The organism is Massilia sp. Masssp93 (genome assembly GCF_059491295.1).
The window spans coordinates 3,881,280-3,894,035 of record NZ_CP168502.1; the positions used below are offsets into that span (position 1 = coordinate 3,881,280).

Below are 12,756 nucleotides of genomic sequence, written 5' to 3' on the forward strand. Positions count from 1 at the left end.
CACCTTCGGCGAGCATGCGACGCGAGTCCCGGTCAACATTCCAGGAGTCCGCGCCAAGACGAGCCGCCGCCCCATCCCGGACAATGGCGGCTTTCCGCACTGGAGCAGCACCCGTGTCCGTCAACAAAACCCACCTCGGCATCGCGTCCGGCATCGTCGCCGGCGCCTTCTGGGGACTCGTCTTCCTCGCGCCCAGGCTGGCCGCCGGATTCCCGCCGCTGCAATTGTCCGCCGGACGCTACCTCGCCTACGGACTCGTCGCCACCGTGCTCGTCGCGCCGTCCTGGCGCCGGCTCAAGGGCGCGCTCGGCTGGCGCGCATGGCGCGCCCTCGCCTGCCTCAGCTTCATCGGCAACATCCTGTATTACGTGCTGCTCGCGAAAGCCGTGCAGACGGGCGGCGTCGCGATGACGGCCTTCGTGATCGGCCTGCTGCCGCTCGCCGTCACCATCGTCGGCAGCCGCACGCGCCATGCGCCGTCGCTGCGCGCGCTGCTGCCCTCGCTGGCCTGCAGCGCGGCGGGACTCGTGTGCATCAGCTGGCAATCGCTGGCCGCGTCCGGTCCGGGTTCGTTGACGGGGTTACTGTGCGCGGCCGGCGCCCTCGTCTCGTGGACGGCCTATGCGGTCAGCAACAGCCGCTGGCTGGCACGGCTCGACCACGTGTCGGCGCAGGACTGGAGCCTGCTGACGGGCGCGGTCACGGGCCTGGAAGCCATCGTGCTGGCCGTGCCCGCCTTTTGCGGCGAAACGCTCGTCCACAGCGGCGCGGACTGGCTCCGCTTCGCCGGGCTCATCGGCGCCATGGCCGTGTTCTGCTCCGTGCTGGGCAATGGTTTGTGGAATATCGCCAGTCGCGCGCTTCCGCTCGCGCTCACGGGGCAGATGATCGTGTTCGAAACCATTTTCGCATCGCTGTACGGCTACCTGTGGGAAGGCCGCTGGCCGACGCCGCTCGAAGGGCTCGCGCTGACGTTGTTGGTCGCGGGCGTCGTGATGTGCGCGCGGGCGCATCGCGAGGAGACAGGGGCCGCGCGCATGCCAGTAGAAGCGGTGGCGGAGGCGCGGACGTGAACCGGACGTACGGCGCCCGAATAACATCTACGGCCGGATTGACGATCAAGGACGCAAATTGATTGCGGCCAAATCCTCAAGATCAGCTCAGCATGCCACTCGGACAGGACTTGACCAGCCAGGCGGCGACCGTATTTCCATCTGAACGATAATCGAAATTCCCATCAGTCAACACGACCACGATCGGCGTCCCCTACACTGGATCGCGTGGTCCCTTGACCTGATTCCTGAAGCGATTATGCGTAGCGCCTATGACCGAACCCGCAACCATGATGATCTCTTGCATTCGACGCTATGTGGTGTATGCCGCCGTGTTCGCCACGTTACTCTCAACTGCCGCCGCGGCTGCTGCCACTACGCCGCGTGCATGGCTAGTCAGCAAAGGCAATGCACAGGCCGTGCTGGTCGGTGAGTCTCACACCAGCACGCCGGTCGAGAACGACCGTTACTTTGAGACCGTCGTCAAACCGGGTTACGCGGTGGCTGAGGTGGCCGTCATGGAGACCTACTTCGGCCCGGACCAGCTCCAGAACGGCGCGTTCGCGGTCGGCGCGCCATGCTTTGACGATCCGAAGGGTTTGCACACGCAGCGCTTGCATCTTGCCATTGACGCCCTGATCAGGACGACACGGGATAGCCATCTTGACGTACCGAACTGGCTCGAAAGCTGGGAACTCGTGCCGCAATACCTGGCTTCGACCTTGTTGGACACTTTTACGACAGAGTCCCTCGGGCCGGCATACGGCGTCGCCTTCGCAACAGGCGTTTCCTTCCGCCTGCGCGGCAAGGGCGCGGTATCGAAAAAGACGATTGGCCTCGATAAGCTCATCGACCGGCGAACGCATTTCTGCAGTGCAAGTGCCGCCGACAGAGCGGATTTCGTTGCCGATAAAGCCCTGCAGGTTTCGCGCCTGCTGCGCCTGAAGCAATCGGACCCGTCGTTTACCTCCCTCGGCAAACTGGCAGTCGTCGTCGGTGACGTTACTGACGAGATGATCCACTGTGTCGACCAGGCGGTGCCCTGTGCCATTGATCAAGTTTCTCCTGAGGAGCAGATCTTGCAGGACAAGGGATGGACGATGCACTATAGCTCGGGCACTTTTGAGATCATGATCAAACAACGCACCCGTGCCTGGGTTCCGCTCATCGCCAAAACCGTTTCAGAACACCGCAGGAGCTTCGTCATCGTCGGTGCGCTGCACCTTCCCGACCTGCGAGTTGGCAAACGGGTCGAGCCTGGTTTGATCAGCCTGCTGCGCCAGCAGGGCTTTTCGGTCACCCGCATCGACGGGGCAGGTGACATCAGCGCAACGTTCCTGTCGCCTTCCTGGTTCGACCGCGTGCGCTCCGCGCTGGGTAGCTTATGAAGACCATATTACAGACCGAAGCGAGCGAGTGCGGCTTGGCCTGCCTTGCCATGGTGGCGATCACTTCGGCTACCCTGTTCAACGAAAAGGCTCACGCAGCGGCAGGAGCCGTGTGCACCACACACGCGGCTCCTGCGTGACCCTCGCCGTATCAGCGGCGTACCGGCGGCTGCGTCCCCTGCTGCGGCTGCGTCCCCCCGCCCGCGCCCCCACCCTGGCTGCCGCCGGTGGTCGGTGCGCCCTGCTCCGTGCCGGTCGCGCGCACTGGCGATCCGCCCGCGCCGCGCGGTCCCGGCGCACCGGCGGCAGCCGCGACGGCCGGGCGCTGGCTGGAACCGGCCGGAATGTTGATCCACTTGGCCGCCGACGGCGGCACCGGCTGGGCGCTGAAATATGCCGACAGGGCCGCCACGTCGGCGTCGGGCAGCGACTGGGCGATGTGGGTCATCTGGCCGCTGCTGTCCGTCTTGCGCGCGCCGTTCTTCCATGCCGCCATCGCCGCCGTCAGGTAGTTCGCGTGCTGGCCGGCGAGGTACGGATACACGGGCGGGTTGCCCACGCCGCCCGGACCATGGCAATTGGCGCACGCCTGCACGCCCCGCGCGTCGTCGCCGATGGCCGACAGCGTGGCGCCGCGGTCCATCCCTGCGGCATACGGTTTGGCGGCCGCCGCCGTCGCTCCCGCGGGCGCATCGCCGAGCGACGCATAATAGGCGCTGACGTCGCGGATCTGCTCCGCGTTCATCGCCTTCGCGATCGGCTGCATGATCGGGTTCACGCGCGCGCCGTTGGCATACGCCCCCAGCTGCTTGCCAAGGTAGGCGGCGGACTGGCCGGCGATGCGCGGGAAGCCGCCGGCCGCATTGCCCTCGCCCTGCGCGCCGTGGCAACCGGCGCAGGCCGTGATGCCGTTCGGCGCGCCGCTCATGGCCAGTTGCTGGCCCGCCTGCAGGCTGGCCTGGCCCTGGGCGGGCGCCGCCGACGCGCCGGGCAAGCCGAGCGCATTGGCCACGCCGCCGCCGGCGTTCTGCTGGGCCAGGGTGCCGGCGCCGCCCTGGGCGCCCGGTTGCGCCGCGGCCGGATTTGCGGCCGGATTTGCGGCCGGACTCGCGGGCGGATTCGAGGACGGATTCGCGGCCGCCTGCGCGGGCTCGACCTTCGGCGCGGGCGCATCGTTGCCGCCGCGGTGGCAGCCCGCGAGGAGCGCGAGCGCCGCCACGGCGGGGCCGTACCGGTACAGGGTCGTCGTCTTCATGCTTGCACCAACGCCTGCCCGGGCGCCTTGAGATAGCGGCTGACGATCGCCTCGGCCGCCATGTACGCCAGCGCGCCCACGGTATCGGTGGGGTTGTACGTGGCGTTCTGCGGGAAGTTCGAGGCGCCGATGACGAACAGGTTCGGCACGTCCCAGCTTTGCAGGTAGCGGTTGACGACGCTGGTCCCGGGGTCGAGCCCCATCACGGTGCCGCCCGTGTTGTGCGTCGTCTGGTACTGGGTGACGGTGTACGGGCCCTTGCGCGGCGAGGCCACGACCTGCCGTCCGCCCATCGCGCGGCCGATCGCGGCGGCCTTGTCCGTGATAAAGGCCGACATGCGCAGGTCGTTGGCCGGAAAGTCGAACGTGATGCGCAGCAGCGGCTGGCCCCACGCATCCTTGTACGTGGGGTCGAGGTCGAGGTAGTTGCTGCGGCTCGACATCGAGGTGCCGTGCACGGTCAGCACGGCGGTGTGGTTGTAGTGGCGGACGACGGCTTCCTTCCACTTCGCGCCCCAGGCCGGCGTGCCGGGCGGGGTCGGGTGGAATTCGATCGGGCGCCCGTGCGACATGACCTCGCCCATGTAGGCGCCGCCGATGAATTTGTGGGGGCCGTGGTCGAAGTTGTCGCCGACGAAGTCCGCGATCACGGTGCCGCTCGCGCCCGAGCGCATGAACGGGTTGATGTTGACGGATTCGTCGAAGAACACCTGCGCCGCGCCCATCGTCTGGTACGCATAATTGCGCCCCACGACGCCCTGCCCGGTCTTGGGATCGTAAGGCTGGCCGATGCCGGACAACAGCAGCATGCGCACGTTGTTGAGCGCGAACGAACAGAGGATGACGAGTTTGGCCGGCTGCTCGAATTCGCGCCCGGCCGCGTCGACATAGGTGACGCCCGTCGCCGTCTTCTTGTCCTTGGCGAGGTTGATGCGCAATACCTGCGACTGCGTGCGCAGCGTGAAGTTCTTGTCCTTGAGGAGCACCGGCAGCAGGATCGTCTGCGGCGACGATTTGGCATAGTGCTCGCAGCCGTAGCGCTCGCAGTAGCCGCAGAACATGCAGCTCTGCAGCGTCATGCCCTCGGGGTTCGTGTACGGCTGGCTGAGATTCGAGGACGGCTGCGGGAACGGATGGTAGCCGAGGCTCGCGGCCGCCTTGCGGAAGATGGCGGAGCCGTACGGTTCCTTCATGGGCGGCGTCGGATACGGGCGCGAGCGGGGATTCTCGAACGGGTTGCCGCCCGCGATCTTCTGGCCCTTGACGTTGCCGGCCAGGCCGCTCGTGCCCAGCAGGTATTCGAAGCGGTCGTAGTACGGCTCCATGTCGGCCGCCGTCACGCCCCAGTCCTGCACGTTCAGTTCGGCGTCGATGAAGCCCTCGCCGTAGCGCTGCTCGTTGTGGCTGCGCATCTTGAACTCGTCGTCCTGGAAGCGGTACGTCTGCCCGTTCCAGTGCACGGCCGCACCGCCCAGGCCGGTGCCGGGCAGGAAGCCTTCCCAGCGCCGGATCGGCAGCGCGACCTGGTTCACGTTGTTACGGAAGGTCATCGCTTCCTTCGTGTTGTCCTGCATGAGGGCCTTGCGCACCGAATAGCGCAGTTCGTCGTGCATGTGCGGGCCCTGGAAATCGGGCACCGTGGCTTGCGCGTTGCCGCGCTCCAGGCCGACGACCTTGAGGCCCGCCCTGGTCAGCTCGCGGCCGAGCATCGTGCCGACGAGGCCCACGCCGACCAGCACCGCATCCACTTCCTTGAGGCGGGTCGCCATCACTTGCCTCCTTTCTTGACGGGATTCGGACCGACGGCCTTCGGCTGGTCCGCCACGGGCTGGATGTGGATCATGCGCCGGTTGTCCTCGCCCATGCTCATCGGCGCCCGCGTGAACAGGATGCCGTGCTGGTCGACGAGGTGGTAGAAGCTCGCGTACGCGCCGGGGAAACCGATCATCTTCCACGCCGCCATGTCCTTGTTGCCGCCGTAGATCGGGTCGGAAAAGAAGCCTTCGATCGTCAGCGCCAGCAGCGATTCGAAGAAGGTGTGCGCGGGCACGCCGTTCAGGTCCTGGCTGCCGGTCTGCAAGCTTTCCAGGTAGGCGTCCTGGTCGGCGCCGGGCAGCTTGTCGAACGTCGTGTTGCGGCGTTTTTTCACGTCGCCGTCGATGGCGCGCAGGGCATTGCGGAACAGCTCGGCCGGCGTGAACGGCAGCTGGTAGCCCTGGCCCGGCACGCCCGCCTGCCACGGGCCGCTGCGGTACAGGCGCTCGCCGGCGCCCCACGCGCCGCCCAGCTGGCGGTCGATGTAGTTCGGCACGCCGGCCTCGAGCGCGCCGGGACCGTTGGCGTCGAGCGGGATCAGGCGCGCCACGGCCGCTTCGACGAAGCGCGCCTCGTCGGGGCGGAAGAACAGATAGGCCGTGTGCGCGGCCGCGCCGGTGGTGGTCGTGGTGGTAGCGGGGGCGGCGCCGTGGCCGTGTTGCGCCGCGTCGGGCGCGAGGGCATGGGCCTTCGCCGTGAGCGCGGCGGCCGTGGCGCCCGCGGCCTTGAAGAAGGTGCGCCGGGTAAGTTTCTCCATCGTCGGTCCTTTCCGGATTATTCGAACGTGCGAGACAGAATGGCCCAACGCTTGGAACCGCACACTGGCCAAAGGTTCGGCCGGGCCCGTCGATGTTTGCTGCGGACAGGGTGAGGCAACGAACAGATGGAACCAGTCGCGACGGGCACCATTCGAGCCTAGCACAGGAGAACATCATGAAGCGCCCAGTTAGACTGCTGAGCATCGTTGCCGCCGCGGTACTGGCGGCACCGGCACTGGCCGGCGAGATCGTCAAATGCGTGGACAGCAATGGCCACATCACCCTGACCGACCAGCCCTGCGCATCCGGCTCGGCCACCGTGCCGGTGTCGCGCCACACCGGGGCGGCGCCGCCCCAGCGCCACGTGCTGCCCGCGGCGGACCTGCCCCACGCGGCCTGGAAACGCCCGAACCTCGCGGCGCCCGTGCGGCTCGCGCGCGACGTCGCGACGCTGAAGGAAGCGCGGCGGATGCTGATGCTGCAGGACGCGCGGCCGCGCCTGGCGGGGCTGAATTAAGCGTACGTTCGCATCACGCAAACGGCTGGCAGGCACGAAGCGCCCACCTACGGACCGAATCAGGTAGGGTGGGCTCCCCGAGCCCACGCGTAACGTATGCGGTTTGCAAACGTCCGCGTCGGCACACGGTGCCCACCCTACAGCAGGTGGTCGTCGAGCGACGCGAAGCCCAGCAGCTCGGGCTCGTTGGCGGACGAACCCAGCGTGCGCACCAGCTGCAGCACGTCGTCGCCCTGGATGAAGCTGGCCGACGAGCTCGCGGCCAGCAGTTTTTCGGGCGGCTGCGAACGCGCCACGGCATAGCCCTGCACGTAGTCGACGCCGATCTCGGCCAGGGTGCGGATCGTGGCCGCGTCCTCGGCCCATTCGGCGATCGTGCGCATGCCCAGGTTGGCGGCCAGGTTGACGATCGCTTCCACGATCGCCACGTTGGCCGGGTGGGCGTTGATGTTGACGATGAAGTTGCCGTCGATCTTGAGCACGTCGGCCGGCAATTCCTTGAGATACGAGAACGACGTGTAGCCGGCGCCGAAGTCGTCCAGCGCCACCTTCACGCCGAACGCGCGCACCTGGTCGATGAAGCGGCGCGTGTTGTCCAGGTCGTGCAGCGCCACGCTTTCCGTGATCTCCATGCACAGCCGGCTCGCCACGTGCGTGTAGCGCGACAGGATTTCCAGCGTGTCCTGCACGAAGCGCTCGTCGTTGAGCGACGCGCCGGACAGGTTCATGCACACGAAGCGCGTGTTGACCAGCGATTCCAGGTGGTTCTCGATCCACGACAGCGTTGTCGACAGCACCCAGCGGTCGATCACGCCCGCGCGCCCGCTCTTCTCGGCGGCGGCGATCAGCGGACCGGCCGGGGACACGCGGCCATCCGCCTCGCGCATGCGCAGCAGCACCTCGAAGTTCAGCGATTCGTACGGCGCGGTGAGCGACATGATCGGCTGCATCTCGAGGAACATGCCCTCGGTGGCGTCCGGACCGGACAGGCGCGCAACCAGGTTCAGTTCGTTGGCGCGCTCCTGGAACGCGTTCGATCCGCGCTCGTAGACGACGAGGCCGTCGCTGTGGCCGCCCTTCGCTTCGCGGCAGGCGCGGTCCGCGGTCGATACGGCGTCCTTCATCGGCATGCCCGGCGACACCTCGATCAGGCCGACCGAACCGCGCACGTGGAACGCCTTGTCGCCCACGCGGTACGGCGTACCGCCGATGCGGTCGACGATGCCGCGGCAGATCAGCGACGCCAGCGGCACCGCGGTGTCGGGCATCACGATCACGAATTCGTCGCCGCCCACGCGGCCGATCTTCTGGCCGCCGGCCAGCGTCAGCTCCATGCGTTCGCACACCTGCTTCAGGACTTCGTCGCCGGCCGCGTGGCCGAACAGGTCGTTGATCAGCTTGAAGCGGTCGAGGTCGATGTAGGCCAGCGCCAGCGGCTTGCCCGCGTTCAGCAGCTGGGACGCGCCCTCGAACACCTTTTCGATGCCGCGCCGGTTGAAGACCTTCGTCAGCGGGTCGTTGTTGGCCATGAAGCGCAGCTGCTCCGTGGCGCGGTATTGTTCGGTCACGTCCTGCAGCACGGCCTCCACGCGGCCGCGCGCGAGCGTGGCGTTGACCATGAAGCGCTGGGCGCCGTCGCGGCTGACGATCTGCATCTCGGCCTCGCTGCGCACGTGCACCTGTTCCAGCAGTTCCGTCCACATGCTGTCGGCGAAGAACTGCTTCCATGCCGTGCGGCCCGGGGCGATCTCGGTAATGCCCAGCATCTTGCGCATGGCCGGGTTGGCGCTCACGATCGTGCCGTACATGTCGAGCGTGAACAGGCCGACGGGCATCGCCTCGTAGGCATGCTCCAGCTTGTCCTGGGCTTCCCTGCGCTTCTGCGTTTCCATGCGCATCTGCTCGGCCACGGCCAGCGCGGCGAGCAGGCTCGACGCGAGGGCCGCCGTGACGCTGTTGATCACGTTCAGCACCTGGTGCATGCCGAGCGCCGCCGACACGACCTCCGCCAGCGACGCCACATAAGTCAGCGCGAACGAGGCCGCGAACCAGCCCGCCACGCGGTTGCGCGAACGCAGGATGATCGTGAGGAGGCCCAGCGTCATCAGCGAGAACCCGAAGGCCATGATCACCCACAGCATCGGCAGGAACGTGCCGTACGGCAGGGTCACGGCGCCGATGAGCAGCGGGATGCAGGCCCATTGCGTGATGCGCAGCGGGATCGCCCAGCGCGTCTTGACGAGTTCTTCGCGGAACAGCGCCTGGTACAGCGTGAGCGTGGACACGCCGTACAGCGCGATGGTCAGCGAGCGGCCCAGCAGCATCCATTGCGGCGGCACGGTCATGCCCAGCCACTGGATGTCCCAGCCGGCCGACAGTCCGGCGATGCGCAGGTTCAGGATCAGCCAACCGGAAAACAACACATACAGCGGCTGGCGGTTGATGAGGGCCGTGATCAGGACGAACAGCGCCAGCACGATCATGCCGCCGTCGAGCAGGCCCGACTTGCGGTGGAACGCCTCGACGGACTGGTCGAACTGGGTTTCCAGCCATTGCACGACGTTCACGCGCGCGGGACCGGCGAAGCGGCCGCGGCACAGGATCTCGCGCGGCAGCTCGGCCAGTTGCAGGGCGAAGCCGGCCTTGGCCGTGTGCAGCGACGGCGTGTCCACCTCGCGCGTGGCCGCGCCGAGGGGCTGCAGCGTGGTGGCGTCCCAGCAACTGACGTCGACCGCGTGGCGCGACGGGAACTCGATGACGTCGCCGGCGATGCTGCCGGGCGTGCGCGGGCGCGTGCTGAAACGGAACCACACGGGCGCCTCGGACAAATGCGTGTCGAAGTACGAGACCGGGATGGCGTCGCGCAGGCGCGCGTTGGCCGCGGCCAGGGTCAGCGGCGCCGTTTCGCGCACGACGCGGATGTCGCGCGCATCGCCGTTGCCGGACATGTACTGGCTGTCCCAGCACAGCAGCGCCAGGATGGAGACGACGCCGATCGCGATCGGAATCAGGTAGTAAGCGAACGTCCGGAACGTGAGGTCCAGCGCGAACTGCGCGAGGCCCGGGAGTTTCCAGCGGCCGGATGATGTGAATTGCATGAGTATCTGCGAAGCTGGTATCGCGGCCCGGCGGCGCGGGCGGCCGTTATCGTCTCGCAAGGATACAGCTTTACAGTAGTGCCGTCATGCAATTATTGAATCAAGCAACCAGTTCGTACATTTCCGATGCATGCTGCGCAACATTTGCCCCCTTCGCACTCGGCTGTGGCGGCCGCACGCCCGTCCGGCCGCCGACGTCGATGTCCGGGTGGTGGATGTGACAAAAGAAGTTCAGCAGCGGGTGTTGCGCAGCCGTCCAGCGCGCTTCGATCGTCGTGATGTCGAAGGCCATCACGCGGTGCGGGATATTGCCCACGTGGCGCAGCGGCACGAAACCCAGATCCGGGAACACGTCGACGAAGGTCAGTTGTTCGTACTGGCGGTCGACCGGCGCGCGGCCGGTCGCCAGGGCCCAGTCGATGTCGTTTTCCTGGCAATACATCACGCCGGCCTTGAGCAGCGCCGTCTTGACCATGCGGCCGATCCGGCCATTGTCCACGCCCAGGCGGCTCATCTCCGCCAGCGGCTGGCCGCGCAGCCAGTCCGGCAGCGCGACGGATTCCTCGACGTGCAGCGGTTCGTGCAGATTCGTCTGCATCCGGGCGGTCCCCAGGGGGGCGCCGTCCAGCTTGGATTCGGCCAGGAAAACGATTGCGTCGTCGCCGTAATCGCAGGCCTCGGGCCGGACGAGCTGGCGCGCGAAGTCCGGGACGTGGCGCGCATAGGCCGCATGGCGCACGCGGACGGCCTTCCACAGGTCGGCCTCGTTGCTCACGCGCCGGATCGTGAAGGGCAGGCGTTCGGTCGGCTTGCCCGGAACCCCATAGGGGACGTGGGTGGGGCGCAGGACGCCGGGGTAGCGCATTTCCATGTTGACTCCTGAGTTGATGTTCAGAAATGTAAATTCCGTATTGAACTTTATCAACGTTGCAGGGGTGTACTAATTGTCGAAAAGGCGTGCCTTTTGCCCCTAATTCAATTTTCATTAAAACATCATCATAAACCTTTATCTTCTGACAACGTTCGCGCGGTGCCGCTGACGCGGATCGAACCGCCCGCTTCCGCGCCGATGTCGGCGTGCAACAGCGAGCGCATGCCCATGTCCTCGCCCTGCACGACGTCGATGGCGCCGCCGTGCGGCCAGCCGAGGTCGCGCAGGTAGCCGGCCAGTGCCGCCGTGCCCGCCCCGGTGGCCGGGTCTTCGTAGACGCCGCCGCTGGCGAACGGATTGCGGGTGTGGAACTTGCGCGCATGTTCGGCCCAGGCCAGCACGATCGTCGTCAGGCCGTGCCGTTGCATCAGCGCGCGGCCCGCTTCCAGGTCGTAGCGCATCGCGCCCAGCAGGTCGCGGCTGGCCAGCGCCAGCACGAGGTGGTTCGCGCCTGCATGCGCGAGGGCGGGCGGGATGCGCGGATCGAGGTCGGCATCGTGGTAACCGAACAACGCCAGCGCGTCCGCCACGAGGTCGGTCGCGGCCGGCCGGCTCCAGGTGGGCGGCGACTGCAGCGCGGCGGCCACGCGCGCACCGTCGCGCCGGCCTTCGACCGTGATGGCGGCCCCGTTCAGGGACAGCGCGAACACGCCGTCGCCCTCCCGCCGCGCCAGCGCCGCGCCCAGCGCGATCGTCGCGTGGCCGCAGAACGGCACTTCGGACGCCGGCGAAAAATAGCGCACGCGCCAGCCCTCCCCCTGCCTTGCCGCGAACGCCGTTTCCGAATAGCCGACGGCGTGGGCCAGGCGCTGCATGGCGTCCGCCGGCGGCAGCGCGGCGCCGATCCAGACGCCGGCCGGATTGCCGCCGGCGTCGCCGTCCGAGAACGCGGCGATGCGCAAAATGTCGTTTGTCGTTACGGTCGTCATCGTTGTCCTGTGCGAAGTGGGTGGAAAAGCGTCAGGGTTGCAATACGCCGGCCAGGCGGGCGGCGAGAAAGTCGACCAGCGCCTGCACGCGCGGCGCCAGCGCGCCCTGCTTGTAGAACACGGCCCACACGGGCTGGGTCCAGGGCAGCGCGGCGTCTTCCAGCAGCGGCACGAGGCGGCCCGCGGCCACGTCGGCGCGCGTGAGGAAGTCCGACAGGCTGACGATGCCGGCGCCCGCGAGCGCGAGATGCCGGATTGTCTCGCCGCTCGTCGCCGTCACGTGCGGCGCGCCGCGCCAGCCGTCCTCGCCGCCCGCGCGCAGCGGCCACGTGTTCAACGACGCCGGCGCGACGAAGCCGACCAGCCGGTGCCGCGCCAGGTCCCCGACCTGCGCCGGCGTGCCGTGGCGTTCGAGGTAGCCCGGCGCGGCCAGCACGCGGATGCGGCTCGACCCGAGACGGCGCGCGTTCAGCGTGGAGTCGGGCAGCTGGCCGATGCGGATCGCGACGTCGGCCTTTTCCTCGATCAGGTCGACGACGGTTTCGCCGCTGGTGAGCTCCAGCTGCACTTGCGGATAGGCGTCGAGGAAGTCCGGCAGCAGCGGCGCGATCAGGTGGTCCAGCGCGGGCGTGGCGGCATTGACGCGCACCAGGCCCGCGGGCAGTGCGCGCGCGAGGGCGGCCTGGCGCTCGGTCTCTTCCAGTTCGGCGAGGATGCGGCGCGCGCGGCCCAGCAGCCAGGCGCCTTCCTCCGTCAGGTCGAGGCGGCGCGTCGTGCGGTGGATGAGGGTCATGCCGAGCTGCTGCTCCAGGCGCGCGATGGTACGCGACACGCCGGACGGCGTCTGCCCGAGCTGCTGCGCGGCGCCCGAAAACGAGCCGGTGTCGATCACGGCCACGAACGCGATCAACGCTCCCACGTCCAGCATTTTTGCTCCCAGGTCAAAAGTCTATTGTACGGCGGCGGGTTTTTCTTTGCGGGCCAGGCGTCCAGAATGCGCCATCGATCAACCA

General features: G+C 67.7%; 10 protein-coding genes. 3 read left to right on the forward strand and 7 right to left on the reverse strand.

Translation table 11 applies throughout. The features are described 5' to 3' along the window. The first annotated feature begins 113 nt into the window (after window positions 1-113). Together ACEN9Q_RS15740 and ACEN9Q_RS15745 are read left to right on the forward strand one after the other, a co-directional pair. Entirely contained in the window at window positions 114-1,073 is a 960-nt protein-coding gene (locus tag ACEN9Q_RS15740; RefSeq protein ID WP_495625230.1) for a DMT family transporter, read from the forward strand. Window positions 1,074-1,324: 251 nt separating this feature from the next. After that, window positions 1,325-2,440 carry a TraB/GumN family protein gene (locus tag ACEN9Q_RS15745; protein ID WP_495625231.1) on the forward strand — a complete coding sequence of 372 codons (1,116 nt, stop codon included), beginning with the start codon at window positions 1,325-1,327 and terminating at the stop codon, window positions 2,438-2,440. 151 nt (window positions 2,441-2,591) lie between these two features. Here the strand turns inward: ACEN9Q_RS15745 and ACEN9Q_RS15750 are convergent, their stop codons facing one another. Genes ACEN9Q_RS15750 through ACEN9Q_RS15760 form a run of 3 tightly spaced genes read right to left on the reverse strand, consistent with a single transcriptional unit; the run spans window position 2,592 to window position 6,267 of the window. Next, the gene (locus ACEN9Q_RS15750) at window positions 2,592-3,695 is read right to left on the reverse strand and encodes a c-type cytochrome (RefSeq protein WP_495625232.1); all 1,104 of its coding nucleotides are present in this window, start codon (window positions 3,693-3,695) and stop codon (window positions 2,592-2,594) included. Then, on the reverse strand, window positions 3,692-5,464 hold the full coding sequence (locus ACEN9Q_RS15755) for a GMC family oxidoreductase (RefSeq protein ID WP_495625233.1): 1,773 nt from the start codon (window positions 5,462-5,464) through the stop codon (window positions 3,692-3,694). Before ACEN9Q_RS15755 ends, ACEN9Q_RS15750 begins: the two co-directional genes overlap by 4 nt. After that, window positions 5,464-6,267, reverse strand: coding sequence for a gluconate 2-dehydrogenase subunit 3 family protein (locus tag ACEN9Q_RS15760; RefSeq protein WP_056436421.1), 804 nt, complete (start codon window positions 6,265-6,267; stop codon window positions 5,464-5,466). The genes ACEN9Q_RS15755 and ACEN9Q_RS15760 overlap by 1 nt, the downstream gene beginning before the upstream one ends. Window positions 6,268-6,443: 176 nt before the next feature. On the opposite strand from ACEN9Q_RS15760, the gene ACEN9Q_RS15765 reads away from it, so the two are divergent. Next, entirely contained in the window at window positions 6,444-6,785 is a 342-nt protein-coding gene (locus tag ACEN9Q_RS15765; protein WP_495625234.1) for a DUF4124 domain-containing protein, read from the forward strand. Between the two features lie 137 nt (window positions 6,786-6,922). Here ACEN9Q_RS15765 and ACEN9Q_RS15770 read toward each other — a convergent pair whose 3' ends face one another. The 4 genes from ACEN9Q_RS15770 to ACEN9Q_RS15785 form a co-directional block, all read right to left on the reverse strand. Next, complete coding sequence (locus ACEN9Q_RS15770) at window positions 6,923-9,883, reverse strand: putative bifunctional diguanylate cyclase/phosphodiesterase (protein ID WP_495625235.1); 2,961 nt, start codon at window positions 9,881-9,883, stop codon at window positions 6,923-6,925. A 100-nt stretch (window positions 9,884-9,983) separates the two neighbouring features. Beyond that, window positions 9,984-10,754 (reverse strand): hypothetical protein, encoded by a 771-nt coding sequence (locus ACEN9Q_RS15775; RefSeq protein WP_200958256.1) that lies wholly within the window; start codon window positions 10,752-10,754, stop codon window positions 9,984-9,986. A gap of 125 nt (window positions 10,755-10,879) precedes the next feature. Further along, window positions 10,880-11,743, reverse strand: a complete 864-nt coding sequence (locus ACEN9Q_RS15780) for a PhzF family phenazine biosynthesis protein (protein WP_495625236.1) — start codon at window positions 11,741-11,743, stop codon at window positions 10,880-10,882. A gap of 31 nt (window positions 11,744-11,774) precedes the next feature. Next, entirely contained in the window at window positions 11,775-12,671 is an 897-nt protein-coding gene (locus tag ACEN9Q_RS15785; protein ID WP_056436430.1) for a LysR family transcriptional regulator, read from the reverse strand. Window positions 12,672-12,756: the final 85 nt, after the last annotated feature.

Excerpts from the sequence above, each read along its gene's own strand:
- ACEN9Q_RS15745 (WP_495625231.1), top strand. The coding sequence starts at position 1,325 with ATGACCGAACCCGCAACCATGATGATCTCTTGCATTCGACGCTATGTG.
- ACEN9Q_RS15750 (WP_495625232.1), bottom strand. The coding sequence starts at position 3,695 with ATGAAGACGACGACCCTGTACCGGTACGGCCCCGCCGTGGCGGCGCTC.
- ACEN9Q_RS15755 (WP_495625233.1), bottom strand. The coding sequence starts at position 5,464 with ATGGCGACCCGCCTCAAGGAAGTGGATGCGGTGCTGGTCGGCGTGGGC.
- ACEN9Q_RS15760 (WP_056436421.1), bottom strand. The coding sequence starts at position 6,267 with ATGGAGAAACTTACCCGGCGCACCTTCTTCAAGGCCGCGGGCGCCACG.
- ACEN9Q_RS15765 (WP_495625234.1), top strand. The coding sequence starts at position 6,444 with ATGAAGCGCCCAGTTAGACTGCTGAGCATCGTTGCCGCCGCGGTACTG.
- ACEN9Q_RS15770 (WP_495625235.1), bottom strand. The coding sequence starts at position 9,883 with ATGCAATTCACATCATCCGGCCGCTGGAAACTCCCGGGCCTCGCGCAG.
- ACEN9Q_RS15775 (WP_200958256.1), bottom strand. The coding sequence starts at position 10,754 with ATGGAAATGCGCTACCCCGGCGTCCTGCGCCCCACCCACGTCCCCTAT.
- ACEN9Q_RS15780 (WP_495625236.1), bottom strand. The coding sequence starts at position 11,743 with ATGACGACCGTAACGACAAACGACATTTTGCGCATCGCCGCGTTCTCG.
- ACEN9Q_RS15785 (WP_056436430.1), bottom strand. The coding sequence starts at position 12,671 with ATGCTGGACGTGGGAGCGTTGATCGCGTTCGTGGCCGTGATCGACACC.